The sequence below is a fragment of the Hymenobacter edaphi genome, assembly GCF_003258365.1.
GTDB lineage: Bacteria > Bacteroidota > Bacteroidia > Cytophagales > Hymenobacteraceae > Solirubrum > Solirubrum edaphi.
Map to the genome: position 1 here is coordinate 906,922 of NZ_QHKM01000001.1, position 19,255 is coordinate 926,176.

At 64.6% G+C, this 19,255-nt stretch carries 19 protein-coding genes; 10 read left to right on the forward strand and 9 right to left on the reverse strand.

The window, feature by feature from the left end:
• Positions 1 to 27: 27 nt before the first annotated feature.
• The 5 genes from DLM85_RS03655 to DLM85_RS03675 form a co-directional block, all read right to left on the reverse strand.
• Positions 28 to 774 carry a DUF434 domain-containing protein gene (locus tag DLM85_RS03655; protein WP_111476696.1) on the reverse strand — a complete coding sequence of 249 codons (747 nt, stop codon included), beginning with the start codon at positions 772 to 774 and terminating at the stop codon, positions 28 to 30.
• A gap of 129 nt (positions 775 to 903) precedes the next feature.
• Positions 904 to 1,755, reverse strand: a complete 852-nt coding sequence (locus DLM85_RS03660; protein ID WP_111476697.1) for a carboxypeptidase-like regulatory domain-containing protein — start codon at positions 1,753 to 1,755, stop codon at positions 904 to 906.
• Positions 1,756 to 1,869: 114 nt separating this feature from the next.
• The gene (locus tag DLM85_RS03665) at positions 1,870 to 2,271 is read right to left on the reverse strand and encodes a GlcG/HbpS family heme-binding protein (protein WP_111476698.1); all 402 of its coding nucleotides are present in this window, start codon (positions 2,269 to 2,271) and stop codon (positions 1,870 to 1,872) included.
• 27 nt (positions 2,272 to 2,298) lie between these two features.
• On the reverse strand, positions 2,299 to 2,652 hold the full coding sequence (locus DLM85_RS03670) for a hypothetical protein (protein ID WP_111476699.1): 354 nt from the start codon (positions 2,650 to 2,652) through the stop codon (positions 2,299 to 2,301).
• A 72-nt stretch (positions 2,653 to 2,724) separates the two neighbouring features.
• Entirely contained in the window at positions 2,725 to 4,572 is a 1,848-nt protein-coding gene (locus DLM85_RS03675; protein WP_111476700.1) for a glycoside hydrolase family 15 protein, read from the reverse strand.
• Between the two features lie 148 nt (positions 4,573 to 4,720).
• Between DLM85_RS03675 and DLM85_RS03680 the strand changes: the two genes are divergently transcribed.
• Positions 4,721 to 5,443 (forward strand): hypothetical protein, encoded by a 723-nt coding sequence (locus DLM85_RS03680; protein WP_111476701.1) that lies wholly within the window; start codon positions 4,721 to 4,723, stop codon positions 5,441 to 5,443.
• 6 nt (positions 5,444 to 5,449) lie between these two features.
• Here the strand turns inward: DLM85_RS03680 and DLM85_RS03685 are convergent, their stop codons facing one another.
• Entirely contained in the window at positions 5,450 to 6,301 is an 852-nt protein-coding gene (locus DLM85_RS03685; RefSeq protein WP_111476702.1) for a hypothetical protein, read from the reverse strand.
• A gap of 131 nt (positions 6,302 to 6,432) precedes the next feature.
• On the opposite strand from DLM85_RS03685, the gene lepA reads away from it, so the two are divergent.
• The 8 genes from lepA (at position 6,433) to DLM85_RS03720 (ending at position 14,041) form a co-directional block, all read left to right on the forward strand.
• A complete protein-coding gene (gene lepA, locus DLM85_RS03690; RefSeq protein ID WP_111476703.1) occupies positions 6,433 to 8,220 on the forward strand; it encodes a translation elongation factor 4 in 1,788 nt (595 codons plus the stop codon).
• A 62-nt stretch (positions 8,221 to 8,282) separates the two neighbouring features.
• A complete protein-coding gene (locus DLM85_RS24915) occupies positions 8,283 to 8,501 on the forward strand; it encodes a hypothetical protein (RefSeq protein ID WP_133256886.1) in 219 nt (72 codons plus the stop codon).
• Between the two features lie 35 nt (positions 8,502 to 8,536).
• Positions 8,537 to 9,013 carry a hypothetical protein gene (locus DLM85_RS03695; RefSeq protein WP_111476704.1) on the forward strand — a complete coding sequence of 159 codons (477 nt, stop codon included), beginning with the start codon at positions 8,537 to 8,539 and terminating at the stop codon, positions 9,011 to 9,013.
• Positions 9,014 to 9,051: 38 nt separating this feature from the next.
• Positions 9,052 to 9,963 (forward strand): bifunctional 5,10-methylenetetrahydrofolate dehydrogenase/5,10-methenyltetrahydrofolate cyclohydrolase, encoded by a 912-nt coding sequence (locus DLM85_RS03700; protein ID WP_111476705.1) that lies wholly within the window; start codon positions 9,052 to 9,054, stop codon positions 9,961 to 9,963.
• Between the two features lie 280 nt (positions 9,964 to 10,243).
• Positions 10,244 to 10,825: a 7-carboxy-7-deazaguanine synthase QueE gene (locus tag DLM85_RS03705; RefSeq protein WP_111476706.1), complete on the forward strand. Its 582-nt coding sequence runs from the start codon at positions 10,244 to 10,246 to the stop codon at positions 10,823 to 10,825.
• 10 nt (positions 10,826 to 10,835) lie between these two features.
• Positions 10,836 to 12,776 carry an OmpA family protein gene (locus DLM85_RS03710; protein ID WP_243635857.1) on the forward strand — a complete coding sequence of 647 codons (1,941 nt, stop codon included), beginning with the start codon at positions 10,836 to 10,838 and terminating at the stop codon, positions 12,774 to 12,776.
• 423 nt (positions 12,777 to 13,199) lie between these two features.
• On the forward strand, positions 13,200 to 13,574 hold the full coding sequence (locus DLM85_RS03715) for a hypothetical protein (protein ID WP_111476707.1): 375 nt from the start codon (positions 13,200 to 13,202) through the stop codon (positions 13,572 to 13,574).
• A 101-nt stretch (positions 13,575 to 13,675) separates the two neighbouring features.
• The gene (locus tag DLM85_RS03720) at positions 13,676 to 14,041 is read left to right on the forward strand and encodes a hypothetical protein (RefSeq protein WP_111476708.1); all 366 of its coding nucleotides are present in this window, start codon (positions 13,676 to 13,678) and stop codon (positions 14,039 to 14,041) included.
• A 164-nt stretch (positions 14,042 to 14,205) separates the two neighbouring features.
• Here DLM85_RS03720 and DLM85_RS03725 read toward each other — a convergent pair whose 3' ends face one another.
• On the reverse strand, positions 14,206 to 15,498 hold the full coding sequence (locus DLM85_RS03725; RefSeq protein ID WP_111476709.1) for a citrate synthase: 1,293 nt from the start codon (positions 15,496 to 15,498) through the stop codon (positions 14,206 to 14,208).
• Between the two features lie 331 nt (positions 15,499 to 15,829).
• Between DLM85_RS03725 and DLM85_RS03730 the strand changes: the two genes are divergently transcribed.
• Positions 15,830 to 16,726: an aldo/keto reductase gene (locus DLM85_RS03730; RefSeq protein ID WP_111476710.1), complete on the forward strand. Its 897-nt coding sequence runs from the start codon at positions 15,830 to 15,832 to the stop codon at positions 16,724 to 16,726.
• A gap of 293 nt (positions 16,727 to 17,019) precedes the next feature.
• Here DLM85_RS03730 and mnmE read toward each other — a convergent pair whose 3' ends face one another.
• Positions 17,020 to 18,402, reverse strand: a complete 1,383-nt coding sequence (mnmE, locus tag DLM85_RS03735; protein ID WP_111476711.1) for a tRNA uridine-5-carboxymethylaminomethyl(34) synthesis GTPase MnmE — start codon at positions 18,400 to 18,402, stop codon at positions 17,020 to 17,022.
• Positions 18,403 to 18,500: 98 nt separating this feature from the next.
• Positions 18,501 to 19,160 carry a metal-dependent transcriptional regulator gene (locus DLM85_RS03740; protein WP_111476712.1) on the reverse strand — a complete coding sequence of 220 codons (660 nt, stop codon included), beginning with the start codon at positions 19,158 to 19,160 and terminating at the stop codon, positions 18,501 to 18,503.
• Between the last annotated feature and the right edge of the window lie 95 nt (positions 19,161 to 19,255).

The window sequence follows — 19,255 nt, forward strand, 5'->3', positions numbered from 1 at the left end:
GCTGAGAGGGCAGTACCCCGACTCTGGCTAAAACGCTGCCGTTGTATCGATACCGCTCGGCCCCAAATCCAGAAGCCACTGCGGTGGCTCGGCCTCCAGGGCCAGGGCGGCCAGGTTCAGCCAGCTGCCGGCGCGGTCGAGCACCACCGAATCGGAAGTCACGACGGTATCCGTAGTGGCGGCCAGCACCGTATCGGGGTTCATCACCACTTCGGCCGTCCACGGCAGGCCCAGTTCCGCGCCCAGGTCGCGCAGGCGGGCTGCCAGGCGGCCGCTGTTGGATACGGGCTGATCGAGCAGCCAGCGGACGGAGCCGGGGTTCAAGGGGCGCAGCGCGGCGGCGGCCAGGCGGATGGCGCGGTCGGTTTCCTGCACGGCCCGGTAAGTGCCGTGGATGCTCGACAGGTCGCGCAGCGCGCCGTCGCGGCCGCGCAGCACCACGCCGCCGCTCAGGGCCGTTTCCAAGGTGATGAGCAGGTTGAAGCCATCGATGGCCACGGGGCGGCCGCCCAGGTCGGCGGCGGGCAGCTGCTTGGCGCTGCGGCTCAGGTACTGCTCGTCGGTACAGGCGGCGCGGCCCACGGCCCAGCGCTGCCGCTCGGTGAAGGCGTACCGGTCGCCCACCAGCTTCAGGGTGCCGCCGGGCGGGTAGCCGCGCGTCAGCAGCCACGACATTTCCGCCACGGCCCGGCGCAGCTCCGGCAGCCAGCGGGGCGCGAATAGCTCGGTATCGGCGGGGTGGGGGCCGCGGTGGCGGGTATCGGCAGGGCGCATAAGAAGGGTGAAAAACGGTAGCCGCGGCAAGTTGGGGATGCAGCGCAGAGCGTTGACTGATTGCCAGCCGGCATCGGCCCGCCAGATGCCGCAACAAGCTCGACCTGCCGTTTTACCGGGGCATTCCCGCTACTCGGTCAGCAGCGAGAAGTACAGGCTGGGCTGTAGTGGGTGAATGGTCCAGAGCGCCTGGCTGTTTTCGCGCTCCACCATCACCTGCTTTGGGTCGCGCCGGACAGGAATGCTGAAGTACTTGTTTTCGGGCTTGCTGGTCTCACTCTGCAGCCACTGAACGGTGGCCACCACCGGCTGGGCGGGCAGGGCAATATGGTAGGGGCGCAGGTCCACCGTCAGCCAGCCTTTCTGCCAGCGGCCGGTGGTCAGCTGCACGTCCTGGCTGAGCAGGGCCTTGCCGGGGCGCCCGTTTTCCAGGGTGTAAAGGTTGAGGCGGAAGCGCAGGTGGTCGTAGGTGTTGTCGAAGAGGAACAAATGGAATTCTTCGAGCAGAGAGGGGGCTTTGGGCGTGAGCACCGCGCCCAGTTCCCAGCCCCACTCATTGTCGACGGTTTCTTGGCCCGAGGAGCCGGCCATCCAGCGCACGTCGCCCTTGTCCTGGGTGCGGCCCAGGGTTGCGGGGCGCACGGGGCGGTGGGCAATCTGCACGGTTTGCAGGGTAGTGGGCTCGGGCCGCAGCCTGACTTCCCGCTGCCCGGCGGCCAGGGCGGCGGGCGGCACCACCTCGCGCGAAAACCCCACGCTGGTCACGATAACCGTGTCGGCCAGGGAGGGCAGGCGCAGCACGTAGCGGCCCTGCTCGTCGGCCACGGTGCCCAGGCCGCGGCGCGGCACGCCGAGGGTGGCGAAGGGCACGGGCTGGCCGGTGTGGGCATTGAGCACCTGCCCGGTGAGCGGCGGGATTTGGGCAGCCGTCAGCAGCGGGGCGGCGCCACAGGCGAGGCAGGTAAGAAGCCGTCGGAACATTAAATACAGGAAGCGGATCGGGCAGCGAAGATAGACCAGGAACAGGCTCAGCGGCAACGCAAAAAAACGCCGGACCCGGGGCCCGGCGTTTCGGCAGCGGGAGCGGGGCCGGGGCTAACCCAGCGCCGCGGCGCCCGCGCGGGCCACCAGATCGTCGTTTTCCACCGAGCTGCCCGACACGCCAATGGCGCCGATGATGTCGCCGCTGCCGCTCTGGAGCAGCACCCCGCCGGGAAAGCTGATCAGGCCGCCGTTGGAGTGCTCGATGCCGTAGAGCGACTCGCCGGGTTGGCTGAGCTTGCCCAGCTCGCCGGTGGGCATGTCGAAAAAGCGGGCCGTGCGGGCCTTCCGCATGGCAATGTCGACGGAGCCCAGCCAGGCGCCGTCCATGCGGGCAAAGGCCACGAGGTTGGCCCCGGCGTCGACCACGGCAATGTTCATTTTCAGGGCCTGGTCCTGGGCTTTGGCCAGGGCGGCCTGCACTACCTGCTGGGCCTGGGCGAGGGTGATATTCATACGATGAAGATGGTTGGGTAAGCGGCGTTACTTGGCGGCCTGCCGTTCGAGCGCCTGTTCCAACTCGGCGGCGGCCTTTTCGATGTCGTGGTAGCCCTGCTGGGCGGCGCGCTCCTTGGCCGCCAGCAGCCCGTCGCGGTGCACGGCCCGGAAGTCGCCGAAGGGAAATTTGTAGCGGCCCTTGGTGTCCTCGCCCAGGCTGGTGTCGAGGCCCAGGTGCCAGCGGGCGTACTCCTCGATTTCGTGCTTGGCGAGGTAGCGGTTTTCGGCCGCCGTATCGGGGTTGTGCTCCCGCCAGTGGCCGGAGTCGTTCTTGAACTTGCCGTCCCGGATCAGTTGCTGGGCGTAGCGGACGGCATCGGGGTTGAGTTTGACGGACATGGCGCTTGGCGGGAGTAGGTGCAACCCCGCAGTACGCGCCCCGGCCGCCGGGCGTTAACGTCGAGCTGCCGGCTACACGTACTGGTGGCCCGGGTCGGGGCCCTGGCGGCGGGCGTCCAGGTCGCGGTTCAGCTGAAAGGCCGCGCTGATCAGGGCCAGGTGGGTGAAAGCCTGCGGGTAGTTGCCGAGCTGCTCCCCCTCGGGCCCGATCTGCTCCGAGTACAGCCCCAGCGGACTGGCAAAGCCCAGCAGCTTCTCAAACAGCAGCCGCGCCCGGTCGACCTGCCCGGCGCGGGAAAGGTTCTCGATGTACCAGAACGAGCACATGGTGAAGGCGCCTTCGGCCCCGCTCAGCCCGTCGGTGGCCCCGCCCTCGGCCCGGTAGCGAAACAGCAGCGAGTCGAGCACCAGCTCCCGCTCGACGGCGCGCAGCGTGGCCTGCCAGCGCGGCTCGGCCGGGCTGAACATGCGCACCAGCGGCAGCAGCAGCACCGAGGCATCGAGCACGTGGCCGCCCTGGTACTGCACGAAGGACTGTTTTTCCTCGCTCCAGAAGCCGTGATACACCTCCTCGTAAATCTCGTCGCGGACGCGCAGCCACTCCACCAGCGGGGCCGGAAACGACCGGTCGCGGGCAATGCGGATGGCGCGGTCCAGGGCCACCCAGCTCATCATCTTGCCCGACAAAAAGGCCCGGTCCTCGTCGCGCACCTCCCAGATGCCGTGGTCGGGCCGGCGCCAGTTGTCGGCCACGAAGTCGACCAGCCGGCTCAGGTGCTGCCAGAAGTCGTAGGTAATGGCCCCGCCGTGGCGGTTGTAGAGGTACACCGTGTCGAGCAGCTCGCCGTAGATATCGAGCTGAAACTGCCGGGCGGCGCCGTTGCCGATGCGCACCGGCCGCGAGTTGCGGTAGCCGCTCAGGTGCGGCAGCTCCTGCTCGGGCAGGTCGGGGTTGCCGTCGACGGCGTACATCAGCTGCAGGTCGCCGGCGTCGGGCAGCTGCTCGCAGCGCTCCATAATCCAGCGCAGAAAGGCCTTGGATTCTTCCATGAAGCCCAGGCGCAGGAAGGCGTACATGGTGAAGGCCGCGTCGCGAATCCAGGTGTAGCGGTAGTCCCAGTTGCGGGCGCCGCCCACCGCCTCGGGCAGCCCGAACGTGGCCGCGGCCACCGTGGAGCCGTGTTCCAGCGAGGTGAGCAGCTTCAGCGTAATGGCCGAGCGCAGCACCGTCTCGCGCCAGCGGCCGCGGTAGGTGCTTTGCTCCACCCAGTTCTGCCAGAAGTGCAGCGTGTCCTGAAAGGCGCCCTCGGCGTAGTGCGCCAGCGCGCCGGGCGTGAAAGCCGGGTCGTCGGCGTGCGTGGCCTCGATGACGAAGCTGGCCGTGTCGCCGGCGCGCAGCGTCCACTGGCCGGTGGCGGCCCCGTCGGCGGCGGCCAGGGGCTGGTCGGCGAGCAGGCGGAACTGCTGGCCGGCCGGCCCCGCGCCGCGAAACAGCAGGCTGCCGTCGGGCTGGGGCTGCACCTCGTGGGGCTGGCGGCCGTAGTCGAAGCGGGGGGCGCAGCGCAGCCGGAACGTCAGCTCGCCCTTCACCAGGCGCAGCTTGCGCACCACGGCGCAGGGCTGCCCGGGCTGCTTGACGGGCATAAAATCGGTGAGCTCGGCAATGCCCGCCGCGCAGTAGAAGCGGGTGAGCAGCACGCCCGTGTCGGGCAGGTACAGCTGCTTGCTGCGCACCTGCGCGTCGGTCGGGCCGATCAGCCAGGAGCCGCCCCGGTCCGCGTCGAGCAGGGCCGCGAAGATGGTCGGCGAATCAAACCGGGTGAAGGGCAGGTAGTCGAGCGAGCCGGCTTTGGACACCAGCGCGACGGTGTGCAGGTTGCCGATCAGGCCGTAATCTTCCAGCGGGGGGTAGGGCGGCATAAGCAGGGGGGCAGGCGAGGAGTACCCGCCTTCCTACGCGCGGCGCGCTCAAAAAGCCGCTTGCGCCCGGCGGGCCGCCCGGCCCGCGCGGCAATTGCCGCCGGAAAGTGCTTATTTGCCGGCTCCTGATTATAATCCAACAGCGCGTATGGTTCGTTTACTGATTCGTTTTGGCAGCGCTGGGCTGCTGGCCGGCCTGCTGGGCTGCGCGCCCATGGTGCGGCTGGTTTTCGGCTACCAGAATCCCAAACCCGAAACCGATGCCAGCCGGCTGGCTTACGCGCAGCAGCTGGGCATGAACCCGGCGCAGGTGGCCCTGGCCCGGCCCGCTTTCGTGCTCGATCATCGCCGCGACACGCTGCTCTACCCCAACCCCAACGTAACCGGGGGAGTGCGCTTCGAGGGCGGGAAAGTGCAGCGCCTCGACACCCTGCCGGTGGATTTTGCCCTGCCGAGCGTGCTGCTCTTCGATGCCCAGGGCCGCGGCCTGCGCCTGAGCCCCGACAACCGCTGCGAGCCGGGCAAGTACAGCATCATCAAGCCGGCCGTGGCCCAGCTCAACGAGCCCCTGCGCATCGATGCCCGCAAGTACAACGCCGACTTCGACGCCGTGGCGGCGGGCTTCACCACCGCCGACGGCCAGCCCCTGCGCTTCGAGCAGGTGCAGGACGGCAGCCGGCTGTACGTGGGCCTGTTCGGCATCAAGTACTGGGACCGGGAAACGCGCAAGCAGCTGGCCCTGGTGCAAAGCGAGCTGCGCAAGCTGCCGCCCGGCCAGGCCCGGCTGCTGTACTTCAACTGCGACCTGAGCCCCGAGGCCTGGGCCGAGATGCAGCAGCGGGAACGGCAGCGGAAGGGCCGGCCCCAGTAGGCAGCCCTAGCCGAAGTGCAGGCCGTGGCCCAGCACCACCCGCGCCGCCACCAGGGCCAGCACTACCAGCACGACCAGGCCGCCCGCCACCCGCGTTTTCTGCGGCATCTCCACCGTAAACTCAAACAGCTCGTTGGTGCTGCCCACCGCCAGCGGCACCAGGGCCAGTATCAGCGTGGCCAGGTGCAGCCACTCGTTGGTGCTCATGTCGGGGTACTTGGCCAGGCCGATCAGGGCCGAGCCCAGCAGCCAGGGCGCAAACAGCGTGGCCCACAGCAGCCGGCGGCGCTGCTCGTAGCGCATGAGCGTGCGCGAGTCGTGGCTCTGCAGAAACAGCGGGGCCGCCAGGTAGCCCAGCGCCAGCAGCGTCAGCCCGCTGAGCACGGCCACGGCCACGTTGACGGCATTGCCGGCCAGAAACACCCAGCTCGGCACGTACCAGAAGCCCGATTGCGTAATCGTATCGGCCACCATGGCCCCGAAAAAAAGGTTGAGGCAGTGCAGCACCAGCCACACGAGGTACTGCTTCAGCAAGCCGCGCCGCAGCCGGGCCCGCTGCCAGAACCACAGCGCCGCCACAATGCCCAGCACCAGGCACACCGCCGGCCCCACGCTGTAAACGGCCACCACCGCCTGCCGCCACCAGCTCGTGTCGGCAATCAGGAACCGCACCCGGCTCAGGCCCCACACGCCCGGAATGTGCAGCTGCCGGGCCATGAGCACGGTGGCCAGCCGGTACACGGTATCGGCCGTGAGGTAGGCCAGCACAAAAAGCAGGGTGGCGTTGAAGCCGGCAATCAGCGTCTTCTGGCCGATATCGGTGGAAGAAGACTGCAGGGACGTATCGGTGACGGACATAGCGGGGGGGGAACTAGCGCTAATGTAAGCGGGTTGCCCTCGTACCACCAAGGCAGCGGCGGGGCCGCCGGTAGTTTTTGCGGCCCGAAAACGCTACCTTCGCGGTTGCAACACGCCTTTATTACCGCTGAGTGAAGAACATCCGCAACTTCTGCATCATCGCCCACATCGACCACGGCAAAAGCACGCTGGCCGACCGCCTGCTGGAATTTACCAGCACCGTAGCCAAGCGCGATATGCAGGCCCAATTGCTCGATAACATGGATCTGGAGCGCGAGCGGGGCATCACCATCAAGAGCCACGCCATCCAGATGCAGTTCCCCTACAAAGGGGAAATGTACACGCTCAACCTCATCGATACCCCCGGCCACGTCGACTTCAGCTACGAAGTGTCGCGCTCCATTGCCGCCTGCGAAGGCGCTTTGCTGATCGTCGACTCCTCGCAGGGCATCGAAGCCCAGACGATTTCCAACCTGTACCTGGCCATCGGGGCCGACCTGGAAATCATCCCGGTGCTCAACAAAATCGATCTGCCCCACGCCATGCCCGAGGAAGTCTCGGACGAAATCGTGGATTTGATCGGCTGCAAGCACGAGGACATCATCCACGCGTCGGGCAAGGCCGGCATCGGTATTGAGGAAATCCTGAACGCCATCGTGGAGCGCGTACCCGCGCCCTCGGGCGACCCGGAAGCCCCCCTGCAGGCCCTGATTTTCGACTCGGTCTTCAACTCCTACCGTGGCATCGAAGTGCTGTTCCGCATCAAGAACGGCACCATGCGCAAGGGCGACAAGCTGCGCTTCCTGGCCACTGGCAAGGAATACGGCGCCGACGAAATCGGCGTGCTCAAGCTCAACCAGGAGCCGCGCGGCGAAATGTCGGCCGGCAACGTGGGCTACCTGATTTCGGGCATCAAAGAGGCCCGCGAAGTGAAGGTGGGCGACACCATCACCCACGTGGCGCGTCCCACCACCGAGGCCATCGTGGGCTTCGAGGACGTGAAGCCGATGGTATTCGCGGGCATTTACCCCGTTGATACCACCGAGTACGAAGAGCTGCGCTCCTGCATGGAGAAACTGCAGCTCAACGACGCCTCGCTGGTGTGGGAGCCCGAAACCTCAGCCGCGCTCGGCTTCGGCTTCCGCTGCGGCTTCCTGGGCATGCTGCACATGGAAATCGTGCAGGAGCGCCTGGAGCGCGAGTTCAACATGACCGTGATTACCACCGTGCCCTCGGTGCAGTTCAAGGTCATCAGCAACCGCGACGAGCTGAAAATGGTATCGGCCCCGAGCGAAATGCCCGAGCCGAACCTGATCAAGCACATCGAGGAGCCCTTCATCAAGGCGCAGATCATCACGGCCGCCGAATTCGTAGGCCCGATCATCACGCTCTGCATGGAGAAGCGCGGCCTCATCAAGGGGCAGTCGTACCTGACCTCGGAGCGGGTGGAGCTGTCGTTTGAGCTGCCCTTGTCGGAAATCGTGTTTGACTTCTTCGACAAGCTCAAGACCATTTCGCGCGGCTATGCTTCGCTCGACTACGAGCTGATCGGCTTCCGGCAGTCCGACATGGTGAAGCTGGACGTGATGCTCAACGGCGAGAAGGTGGACGCGCTGTCGGCCATCGTGCACCGCTCCAAGAGCTACGACTGGGGCAAGCGCCTCTGCGAGAAGCTCAAGGAGCTGCTGCCGCGCCAGATGTTCGAAATTGCCATTCAGGCCGCCATCGGGCAGAAAATCGTGGCCCGCGAAACGGTGAAGGCCCTGCGCAAAAACGTAATTGCCAAGTGCTACGGCGGCGACATTTCGCGGAAGCGCAAGCTGCTCGAAAAGCAGAAAGAAGGCAAAAAGCGGATGCGCCAGGTCGGGTCCGTTGAGATTCCGCAAGAGGCCTTTCTGGCCGTCCTCAAGATTGACTGATTGCGAAAAACGCGGCTCCGGACGGGCCGCGTTTTTTGTTTGACCATTTCCCTTTTCACTTCATGCAATTCTTGCAAAAGCGCTGTGTGACTAATCCCAACCCCATGAACGACGCGCTGACCAAGAACTGCACGAGCGAAGCCCAACTCGAAAAAATCCGCCGCGGCCAGGAACTGCGCTTCCGCTGGCGCGACGACTGGCCCGTGATGGAACAGGCCATTCTGAAAGCCGGCCGCGAAGCCATTGCCCGCAACACCGAAACGGCTGCCAGCGAGAAGTAACCCCGGCTGCCGCCGCCCGCCACTCTGCTCGACTGATGTCCCAGGAATCCGTGACTACTGATGCTTTACAACGGCTCATTAGCCAGCTGATTGGAACGCAGCCTTGGCGGAGCCGTGCCGGTAGCGGGACCGGCTCCATCTTTACCCTGCAGTTCGGCGAGCCGCTGCCGGCCAATCCCCGGGAAGGAGCGTTTTCGCTGATGGTATTCTGTGCGTGGCACATCGTGCGGGAAGAGCAGATACGGCTCAGCTGGCACGACGACCCCGACCAAGTACTCGCGCCCGGCCTAGCTGCCCTGGAAGGCCACACGGTAACCGGTGCCGAACTGTCTAGCTGGTATGATTTGGTCATGCGGCTCAGCAACGGTCAGGAGCTACACATCCTGAACGACTTTTCGCCCCGCCGTGCCTTCGACGAATGTTGGTCTATCATTCACAACGGGCAGCAGTGCCACTGCGTGCAGCCCAATGGCTCCATTGCCCTGACGTCAGTTGGTTCCCGGACCAGCTAGTTACTACCTGCCTTCGAACACCAACCTTTCTCTCACATATGACCACTGCTCCCGACGCCACGACCTACCGCCTCATCGACGGCAAGCAGACCGCCGAGAACATCAAGCAGGAAATTGCCGCCGAAGTAGCCGCCCGCAAAGCGGCCGGCCAGAAGCAGCCCCACCTGGCCGCCATCCTCGTGGGCCACGACGGCGGTTCCGAAACCTACGTGCGCAACAAGGTGCTGGCCTGCGAGGCCGTGGGCTTCGGCTCCACGCTACTGCGCTTCGAGGACGACATCACCGAGGCCGAGTTGCTGCGCCAGGTCGATGCGCTGAACAACGACCCGGAAATCGACGGCTTCATCGTGCAGCTGCCGCTGCCCAAGCACATCGACCCGAACAAGGTCATCGAGGCCATCCGGCCGGAAAAGGACGTGGACGGCTTCCACCCCATGAACATCGGCCGCATGGTGGCCGGACTGCCCGCCCTGCTGCCCGCCACGCCCTCGGGCATCGTGGAGCTGCTGCGCCGCTACGAGCTGCCCACCGACGGCAAGCACTGCGTGGTAATCGGGCGTTCCAATATCGTAGGTACGCCGGTTAGCATCTTGCTGGCTAAGAACTTGGAGCCCGGTAACTGCACCGTTACTTTATGCCACTCCCGCACCCAGGATTTGGGCAGCATCACCCGCACCGCCGATATTCTGGTGGCCGCCCTGGGCCGCCCCGGCTTCGTGACGGCCGACATGGTGAAGCCCGGCGCGGTGGTTATCGACGTGGGCACCACGCGGGTGGAGGATGCCTCGAAGAAGTCCGGCTGGGCCTTGCGCGGCGACGTGGACTTTGCCGGCGTGGCTCCGCTGTGCTCCTACATCACCCCGGTACCGGGCGGCGTTGGGCCGATGACCATTGCCATGCTCTTGCTGAACACGCTGCGGGCCGCCAAAGGCGAGGTGTACCCGCGCTAGTACGGCGGGTAGCAACCAAGCATGAGGGCCTTTGTCCACACGGCCTGCGCGGCATAAGCGCGCTAGCGGCGGGCAAATATCCCCGCAGAATTGCCAAATTCACCGGGGAATTGTATTTTTAAGGTCGGGCCGCCGGGTGGCCGGAGGAACCCCAACCGGGGGGAGCTTCGTTTACCAAGCGGCCCGACCTTGTTTTCTGCCCTACCGTTTCGCTTTGCTTTACCCTCTGCCTACCCTTGCCCCGTCTGATGCGTTGACCACTCCCGCGGCTTTGCCCGTGATGGAGCAGTTTTATACCATTCAGGGCGAAGGAGCCAACGCCGGCCGGGCCGCCTACTTCATCCGCCTCGGCGGTTGCGACGTGGGCTGCCACTGGTGCGACGTAAAAGAATCCTGGGATGCCGATGTACACCCGCGCCTGAGCCTCGAAAGCCTGGTGGCCGAAGCTTCGGCCCATCCGGGCCGCAACGTGGTCGTTACCGGCGGCGAGCCGCTGATGCACGACCTGGGCCCGCTCACCCGCGCCCTGCACGCAGCCGGTATGCAGACCTGGATGGAAACCTCCGGCGCCCATCCGCTGACGGGCGAGTGGGACTGGATTTGCCTCTCGCCCAAGAAATTCAAGGCCCCGCTGCCCGAAGTGCTTCGCGCTGCCCACGAGCTGAAAGTCGTGGTGTTCAACAAAAGCGACTTTGCCTGGGCCGAAGAGCACGCCGCGCAGGTCGGGCCCGACTGCCGGCTGTTTTTGCAGCCCGAGTGGGGCAAGGCCGCCCAGGTCACGCCGCTCATCATCGATTACGTCAAGCAGCACCCGCAGTGGCAGGTGTCCTTGCAGACGCACAAATACCTCGACATTCCCTAGCGCCCCGTTTATGCGTCGCGTGTTGCTGCCCCTGCTGGTTGTGGCTGCCGGCGGTCTGCTGCCTTTGCAGCCGGCCCTTGCGCAAGTCAAAGTGCCCATCACCAATTCCAAAGCCAAAAGCCTGTGGGAAAAAGCGCAGCAGCAGGTCAAGGACCGCGAATTCAACAAGGCCATTGAGACGCTGGGCACGCTCAACCAGAAATTTCCCTCGATGGGGGAGCCGTTTCTGCTGAAAGGCCAGCTCTACAAGGCCATGGGCGACACCCGCTCGGCCTTCGAGTCGTACCGGGAAGGCGTTGAGAAGACGGCCTTTGACCCCGGCCGCATGAACGACTACTTCACCCTGGGCGAGCTGGCCATGGGCTTCGGCGAGTACCAGCCCGCGCTGGATGCCTACCAGAAATTCCTGAAGGTGGCGCCCAAGGGCCAGCGCTACATTCCGAAGGCCCAGCAGCAGGTGGCCAACTGCGAGTTTGCCCTGAAAGCCCTGCAGAGCCCGGTGGGCAAGGCCCCCGAGCGACTGGGCGCCCCGCTCAATACCTTCCGCTTCCAGTACTTCCCCGCCGTCACGGCCGACAACCGCTTCCTCGTCTACACCGCCCGCAAAACCGGCGAGTCGGACGAGGACATCCTGATCAGCCGCATCGAAAAGGACGGCTCGTTTGGCGACCCGCAGCTGATTTCCGCGGCCATTAACTCGCAGTTCAACGAAGGCGCGGGCTCGATTTCCGGTGACGGCAAAACCCTGGTGTTTGCCTCCTGCGACCGGCCCGGCGCCGTGGGCAACTGCGACTTGTACATTTCGCGGCGCACCGGCAACAGCTGGAGCAAGCCGCGCAACCTGGGCCGCAACGTCAACTCCGTGGCCTGGGACTCGCAGCCCACGCTCTCGGCCGACGGGCGCACGCTCTATTTCACCTCCGACCGCCGCGGCGGCGTGGGACTGGAAGACATCTACGTGACGACCCTGCAGGAAGACGGCACGTGGGCGGTGGCGCGCAACGTGGGCGCGCCGGTGAATACCGTGGGCAAGGACATGGCCCCGTTCATCCACGCCAGCGGCAGCACGCTCTACTACGTCTCCGACGGCATGGTGGGCATGGGCGGGCTGGACGTATACAAGGCTAACATCACTGCGGGCAAGTTCGGTAACCCCGAAAACCTGGGCTACCCGCTCAACACCTTCGAAAACGAAGCCTCGCTGTTCATCAGCTCCGACAACCGCCGCGGCTTCTGTGCCCGCACCCGGCCCGCCGAGGCCGCCGTGGCCGAGCGCGACCGGCCGGTGGAGCTGTTCGGCTTCGAGGTGCCCGCCGCGGTGCGCTCCAGCGAGCAAAGCACCTACACCCAGGGCCGCGTGTTCGACGCCGTGACCAAGAAGCCGCTGCAGGCCGATGTGCAGCTTTACGACCTGAAAACCGACGAAATGGTGCAGGCCGTGATGAGCGACCCGGAAAGCGGCGACTACACCGTGGTGCTCAACGAAGGCCACCAGTACGGCATGTACGCCGTGGCCGATAAGTACCTGATGCGCAGCCTGAACTTCGACTACTCCGACAAGCGCAGCTTCGACCCGCTCACCCTCGACATTTACCTGGAGCCCGTGCGCGCCGGCCGCGCCATCGTGCTCAACAACCTCTTCTTCGACTCCAAGGAGTACGCCCTCAAGCCCAACTCCCGCACCGAGCTGAACCGCCTCATCAAATTTATGAGCCAGTACCCCGAGGTGCAGGTGGAAATTTCGGGCCATACCGACGACGTGGGTACCGACGACGACAACATGGTTTTGTCGAAGAACCGCGCCAAATCGGTGTACAGCTACCTGGTGGAGCACAAAGTGAAAGCCGAGCGGCTGCGCTTCCGCGGCTACGGCGAATCGAAGCCGCTGGCCCCGAACGACTCGGACGAGCACCGCCAGCAGAACCGCCGCATCGAGCTGCGCATCCTGTAATGTAGCGCGGGCTTGGCTACGCCCTCCGGCGGTTTAGCCCGTATTCGGCAGAACGGCATCGTTCGAGCGGCCGCGGGCTAAAGTCCGCGCTACACTACCAGTCCAATAGTCAGCCTTTTTGGTCCGTCAAACGGCCGGTTTTGCCCCGCAAAACCGGCCGTTTGACTTTTTTTTGTGCTATATCGGGGCTTTTTCAATGGTAGATTAATGGGTTGATAATGAGCTTTTATTGACGTTTTGATAAAAGCTGGCGGATAGAATAGTTACAAAATTTCTTTTTGCTATTTCATTTTTATCCCCACACATTTGGTCGAACCCAATGCCGTTCCCGGGCTGCCGTTTTGGCCCGGATACCGGGTTTCGCTCTTAGTCACTTCACTTAAACCCGTTTTCACCATTGTCCAATCTCCACACTCCCGTCCCATGAAAAAGCTCCTCCTGCTGGCTGGCCTAGCCTTTGGGTTCCTGACCGCCGCTTCGGCTGCTACCAAGGATTCCGAAAGCGAAAACCCGCTCCACCAACGCGCCACCGTGCTGACGCGGGCCATGGCCAGCAAAATGCAGCTCGACGAAGGCCAGTACCTGAAGCTAAAGCAGCTGAACCTGCGCATGCTCAGCACCATGGAAGACCTGAAGGACCGTTTCGCCGCCGACCCCGAAATCCGGGACATCCGCATGGCCGAAGCCCAAACCAGCTACCACATGGAATTGGCCCTGATGCTGCGTCCGACCCAACTCACGGCCTACAAGCAAAGCCAGGCCAGCATGACCGCCCTGGGCCTTCCCAGCGGCCGCTAGTGCTCCTGACAACGTCCCTGCCGAGCTCACACGGCGGGGACGTAGCTTGGGCCGGGTTGTCTGCCGCATTCATTGCCACGCCACAACACAATCCACCGCTCATGAACAAACTGTTTTTTCTTCCCTCGCTGGGGCTCTGCCTGGTGCTGGCCCAAGGGGCCACGGCTGGCCAGGAACCCACGCTCAACGACCGGGCTACCACGCTTACCCAGCAGATAGCCCAGAAAGTACCCCTCAACGAAGCCCAGTTCGTGAAGGTACGCCGCCTCAACCTGCAGTTCCTCAGCACCACGCAGGACCTGAAAACGCGCCTGGCTGATAACCCCGGCGCCCTCGACCAGCAGCTGGCCGAGCTGCAGGACCGCTTCGACTGGGAAATGGCCGCTATTCTCTGGCCCCGCCAGATGACGGCCTACCGCCAGTCGCGCACCAACATGACGGCCCTGGGCTCCTCATCGGAGCGCTAAGCCCCTGGCCGGCAACCATTCACTCGCTTTCACTCACCACGTTTCACTCACACTCACTCCGTTTTTTGCTTAGCCGGGTAGGCTGTTGCAGCAGCCCGCCCACACGCAAAAACGCCAGCCTTTCTGGGGCTGGCGTTTTTTTATGCGGTTCGGAAAGCTGCTGACTAGCCGCGCTCGTTGATCGGCACGTAGTTGCGCTCTTTCTCGCCCACGTAGATCTGGCGCGGGCGGCCGATGGGCTCCTTGTTCTCGCGCATCTCTTTCCACTGGGCAATCCAGCCGGGGAGGCGGCCCAGGGCGAACATCACCGTGAACATCTCCGTGGGAATGCCCAGGGCTTTGTAGATGATGCCCGAGTAGAAGTCCACGTTCGGGTAGAGCTTGCGCTGGACGAAGTACTCGTCGGTGAGGGCGGCTTGCTCCAGCTCCTTCGCAATTTTCAGCAGCGGGCTGTCCTGCAGGCCCAGGGCCGACAGCACCTCGTCGGCGGCCTTCTTGATGATGGTGGCGCGCGGGTCGAAGTTCTTGTACACGCGGTGGCCGAAGCCCATCAGGCGGAAGGAGTCGTTTTTGTCCTTGGCCTTGGCGATGAACTTGCTGGTGTCGCCGCCGTCGCGCTCAATGGCTTCGAGCATTTCCACCACTTCCTGGTTGGCGCCGCCGTGCAGCGGGCCCCACAGGGCATTGATGCCGGCCGAAACCGAGCCGTAGAGCGAGGCGTTGGCCGAGCCCACCAGGCGCACCGTCGAGGTGGAGCAGTTCTGCTCGTGGTCGGCGTGCAGGATGAGCAGCTTGTTGAGGGCGCTGACGACCACCGGGTTCAGCTCGTACTTCTCGGTGGGGAAGCTGAACATCATGTGCAGGAAGTTGGACGCGTAGTCCATGTCGTTGCGCGGGTAGTTCAGCGGGTGGCCCATCTGGTTTTTGTAGGTCCAGGCCGCAATGGTGGGCAGCTTGGCCATCAGACGGATGACGTTCAGGTCGATTTCCTCCTTGCTCAGGTCCGGCGACACGCTTTCCGGGTAGAAAGCCGTCAGGGCGCAGATCAGCGAGGAGAGAATGGCCATCGGGTGGGCCGCCGACGGGAAGCCGTCGAAAATCTTGCGCACGTCCTCGTGCACGAGGGTGTGCTTGGTAATCTGGCCCGAGAAGTCCTTCAGCTCGGCTTCGGTCGGCAGCGTGCCGTAGATCAGCAGGTAAGCGACTTCCAGGAAGCTGGACTTTTCGGCCAGCTGCTCGATGGGGTAGCCGCGGTAGCGCAGGATGCCCTCTTCGCCGTCGAGGAAGGTGATGGCGCTTTTGGTGGCGCCGGTGTTTTTGTAGCCCGAATCCAGCGTCACGTAACCGGTCTGGTCACGGAGCTTGTTGATATCGATAGCCTTTTCGTTCTCAGTACCCTCGAACACCGGCATCGGGTACGATTTGCCGTCGAGGATAATTTCAGCGGTTTCTGCCATTACAAACTTATTAGTGGACAGGGAGAGTGGGTGGCGTGCGGGGGCGAAGTACGGCATTAGCACTTTGCCCTGCAACCCGGCGGCGAGTTTGCCACGGGCCAGGTGTAGTACAAATGAAGCTGAGCGGTTGTTTGGCCTTGACAGCCAATTAATACCACTAGCGGCCTCTGACTGAGGTTAAAGAAAATTAAGGTGATGGATTTGCTGGCCCGTGCACTTTTCGACGGGGCCGCCAGGCGGTTTCGCAACCGAGTTGGTCGCCTGCCGAAACGGGCCAACGGCAACTTTTCACGGCGTAGCGGCTTATTCAGCGGTACTCTCCCTGCTCCGCATGAAGCTCCATCCCCTCGGCACCTCCGATTTGCGCGTCAGCGCCGTCAGCTTCGGCTGCATGTCACTCGGCGACGACCACGCGGCCAACGCCCGCCTGCTGCACCAAGCCCTCGACGCGGGCATCAACCTGTTCGACACCGCCGATTTGTACCAAAAAGGCGAAAACGAAGTCAGCGTCGGCAAAGCTTTCCGGGGCCGGCGCGCCGAAGTGGTGCTGGCCACCAAAGTCGGCAACCAGTGGCGGCCCGACGGCAGCGGCTGGAACTGGAACCCCACCAAAGCCTACATCCTGCAAGCCGTGGAAGGCTCCCTTGAACGCCTGCAGACGGATTACATCGACCTCTACCAGCTGCACGGCGGCACCATCGACGACCCGATGGACGAGACTATCGAAGCTTTTGAGCTGCTGCGGCAGCAGGGCAAAATCCGCGCGTACGGCATTTCCTCCATCCGCCCGAACGTTATCCGCGAGTACGTGCGCCGTTCCCGCATTGCCAGCGTGATGCTGCAGTACAGCCTGTTGGACCGCCGCCCCGAGGAAGCCGTCCTGGAGTTGCTGCAGGAGCACCACATCGGCGTGCTAACGCGCGGCAGCTACGCCCAGGGACTATTGCTCGGCAAACCGGCCACGCCTTACCTGAACTACGCCGCCGAAGAAGTGACCCGCGCGGCCCAAGCCGGGCAGCAGGCCGCGCAGCCGCCGCGCCCTGCTGCAGAAACGGCCGTGCAGTTCGCCCTGGCGCACCCGGCCGTTGCGTCGGCGGTACTTGGTATTCGAACCGCGGAACAATTACGGGAGGCCGTGGCCGCCGGACAGGCGCCGCTGCTGACGGATGCGGAACTGGCGCACCTGCGCAGTGCGGTGCCGGCCAATCGGTACGAGCAGCACCGGTAACGACCGTGGTCGGCTGCAACTGGCGCGAGTCCGCAACTGGCTGCAACTGGCGCGAGTCGCAACTGGCGCAACTGGCGCGAGTCTTAAGCGCAGCGCGACTCGTGCCCACGGATGAACGCGAGTCTCCGACTCGCGGCCGCCACCGGCGGCCAGGCGGAACCGTGCCGCCTGGCTTTGCAGATGGTTGTTCTGCTACGGGAGTCTGGAGACTCCCACCCATTCGTGGGCACGAGTCACGCTGCGCTTAAGACTCGCGCCAGGGTAGGCCAGGGTAGCAGCACCGGTAGCCGCCGCTACTTGCCGATGCAGAAGCGGGTGAAGATGCTGCCCAACAGGTCATCGGAGCTGATGTCGCCGGTGATTTCACCGAGGGCGCGCAGGGCGCGGCGCAGGTCGGAGGCTACCAGCTCAGTGCCCAGGCCGTGCTGCAGGCCGTGCTGCACGGCCGTCAGGGCTTCGGCGGCTACTTCCAGGCTGCGGGCGTGGCGCAGATTGGTGACGATAGTGGCCGCGCCGGCGTCGAGGCCTTCCCGGCGCACGGTGGCCAGCAGGCGCTGACGCAGCTCCTCCAGGCCGGCGTGGCTGGCGGCGGAGAGTAGCTGCATTTCCGGGTAAGCGGCCTGCAGTTCGGCCACCGCGGCGGCGGACGCTTCGTCCAGCTTGTTGCCCACGAGCAGCAGCACGGTGCCGGCGGGTAGGGGCAGCGCAGCCACGTCGGCGGCCACCTCGGCGGGCGTGGCGGTGACCAGGTCCAGCAGGTAGAGCACCACGGCGGCCTGCTGCACGCGCTGCCGGGTGCGCTCCACCCCGATGGCCTCAACCACGTCGGTGGTGTCGCGCAGGCCAGCCGTGTCGACGAAGCGAAACTTGATGCCCTCCAGGCTGACTTCGTCCTCGATAAAGTCGCGGGTGGTGCCCGGAATGGCTGAGACGATGGCGCGCTCCTCGTTGAGCAGGGCGTTGAGCAGGGTGCTCTTGCCCGCGTTGGGCCGGCCAGCAATGACGGTGGTGACGCCGTTTTTGATGACGTTGCCCAGCTCGAAGGAGCGCAGCAGCCGCTGCACCAGGGTTTTGACCTCCGTCAGCAGCCGCAGCAGGCCGGTGCGGTCGGCAAACTCCACGTCTTCCTCGCCGAAGTCCAGCTCCAGCTCCAGCAGGGCGGCGAAGTCGATGAGGCGCTGGCGCAGATCGGCTAGCTCGCGCGAGAAGCCGCCGCGCATCTGGTTCAGGGCCACGCGGTGCTGCAGGGCCGAGTCGGCGGCAATCAAATCGGCCACGGCCTCGGCCTGGGCCAGGTCGAAGGCGCCGTGCAGGAAGGCCCGCTTGGTAAACTCGCCCGGCTCGGCCAGTCGCGCCCCGCGCCGCACCAGCAAGGCCAGCAGTTCCCGCACGATGTAGTCGGAGCCGTGGGTACTGATTTCGACCACGTCCTCGCGGGTGTAGGAATGCGGCCCGCGGAACAGGCTGACGACCACCTCATCCAGGATACTTTCCCCGTCGCGGAGGGTGCCGTAGTGCAGGCTGTGGCCGGGCTGCGTGGTCAGGTCCTTGCCGCGGAATACCTCGTTGGTCAGCCCAATGGCCGCCGGCCCCGACAGGCGCACGACGGCAATGGCCCCGGCGCCGGGCGGAGTGGAAAGGGCAACGATGGTATCGGAAAGGGCGAGGGGCAGCATGTGGTGAGGTGGTGAGATGGTGAACTGGTGAGTTGCTGTTCAGGAGGCGCGGTGCTGCGCAGAGGGCGCAGCCAGACCTACACTCACCCGTTCACCCATCAGGAGGTGACAAACAGATTGCGGCTGACTTCCGCGGATACCTGGGTTTTTGGCGCGTTATTGATGCTTATTTCTAGTGAGTTGTCGAATAAGATCTTGTCCAGGACTTTAATGTCGCAACCCAGCACGATGCCCACCTTGTTGAGATACTGCAGGAAGGGCTGGGAAGTGTTCTTGACGGCCACCAGCAGCCCCTGCTGCCCCGGCTTCAGCTCCGACAGCAGCCGGTGCTGGGGGCGCAGCATGGCCCCGTCCTCGCGCGGAATCGGGTCCCCGTGCGGGTCGACCTCGGGGAAGCCCAGAAACTCGTCGAGGCGGCGCACCAGCAGCGGGGAGCTGATGTGCTCCATTTCCTCGGCCACCTCGTGCACTTCGTCCCAGGCGAAGCCCAGCTTCTGCACCAGAAACACCTCCCACAGGCGGTGCTTACGAATGGTGAGCAGGGCCACTCGCCGGCCTTCCGCGGTGAGCAGCACGCCGCGGTAGCGCTGGTAGCTCAGCAAACCTTTTTCGCCGAGGCGGCGCAGCATATCCGTCACCGAGGCGGGCCGGGTCTGCAGTGCCTCGGCAATGCTGTTGGTGCTGACTTCGGCGCCGGGCTCCGCTTCGGAAAGCTTGTAGATGGCCTTCAGGTAGTTTTCCTCGGTGTGACTGGGCAAGGGAATTCTGAATTAGGAATTATGAATTCTGAACTGGCTCAGAAGTCACGGGGCAAAGGTCCCAAAAAAAAGTGAGGCCAACGCACCGCGCCGGC

Excerpts from the sequence above, each read along its gene's own strand:
- DLM85_RS03715 (WP_111476707.1), top strand. The coding sequence starts at position 13,200 with ATGAAAAAGCTCCTCCTGCTGGCTGGCCTAGCCTTTGGGTTCCTGACC.
- DLM85_RS03695 (WP_111476704.1), top strand. The coding sequence starts at position 8,537 with ATGTCCCAGGAATCCGTGACTACTGATGCTTTACAACGGCTCATTAGC.
- DLM85_RS24915 (WP_133256886.1), top strand. The coding sequence starts at position 8,283 with ATGCAATTCTTGCAAAAGCGCTGTGTGACTAATCCCAACCCCATGAAC.
- DLM85_RS03725 (WP_111476709.1), bottom strand. The coding sequence starts at position 15,498 with ATGGCAGAAACCGCTGAAATTATCCTCGACGGCAAATCGTACCCGATG.
- mnmE (WP_111476711.1), bottom strand. The coding sequence starts at position 18,402 with ATGCTGCCCCTCGCCCTTTCCGATACCATCGTTGCCCTTTCCACTCCG.
- DLM85_RS03730 (WP_111476710.1), top strand. The coding sequence starts at position 15,830 with ATGAAGCTCCATCCCCTCGGCACCTCCGATTTGCGCGTCAGCGCCGTC.
- DLM85_RS03705 (WP_111476706.1), top strand. The coding sequence starts at position 10,244 with ATGGAGCAGTTTTATACCATTCAGGGCGAAGGAGCCAACGCCGGCCGG.
- DLM85_RS03700 (WP_111476705.1), top strand. The coding sequence starts at position 9,052 with ATGACCACTGCTCCCGACGCCACGACCTACCGCCTCATCGACGGCAAG.
- DLM85_RS03680 (WP_111476701.1), top strand. The coding sequence starts at position 4,721 with ATGGTTCGTTTACTGATTCGTTTTGGCAGCGCTGGGCTGCTGGCCGGC.
- DLM85_RS03685 (WP_111476702.1), bottom strand. The coding sequence starts at position 6,301 with ATGTCCGTCACCGATACGTCCCTGCAGTCTTCTTCCACCGATATCGGC.
- DLM85_RS03710 (WP_243635857.1), top strand. The coding sequence starts at position 10,836 with ATGCGTCGCGTGTTGCTGCCCCTGCTGGTTGTGGCTGCCGGCGGTCTG.
- DLM85_RS03675 (WP_111476700.1), bottom strand. The coding sequence starts at position 4,572 with ATGCCGCCCTACCCCCCGCTGGAAGATTACGGCCTGATCGGCAACCTG.
- DLM85_RS03670 (WP_111476699.1), bottom strand. The coding sequence starts at position 2,652 with ATGTCCGTCAAACTCAACCCCGATGCCGTCCGCTACGCCCAGCAACTG.
- DLM85_RS03655 (WP_111476696.1), bottom strand. The coding sequence starts at position 774 with ATGCGCCCTGCCGATACCCGCCACCGCGGCCCCCACCCCGCCGATACC.
- DLM85_RS03660 (WP_111476697.1), bottom strand. The coding sequence starts at position 1,755 with ATGTTCCGACGGCTTCTTACCTGCCTCGCCTGTGGCGCCGCCCCGCTG.
- DLM85_RS03720 (WP_111476708.1), top strand. The coding sequence starts at position 13,676 with ATGAACAAACTGTTTTTTCTTCCCTCGCTGGGGCTCTGCCTGGTGCTG.
- DLM85_RS03665 (WP_111476698.1), bottom strand. The coding sequence starts at position 2,271 with ATGAATATCACCCTCGCCCAGGCCCAGCAGGTAGTGCAGGCCGCCCTG.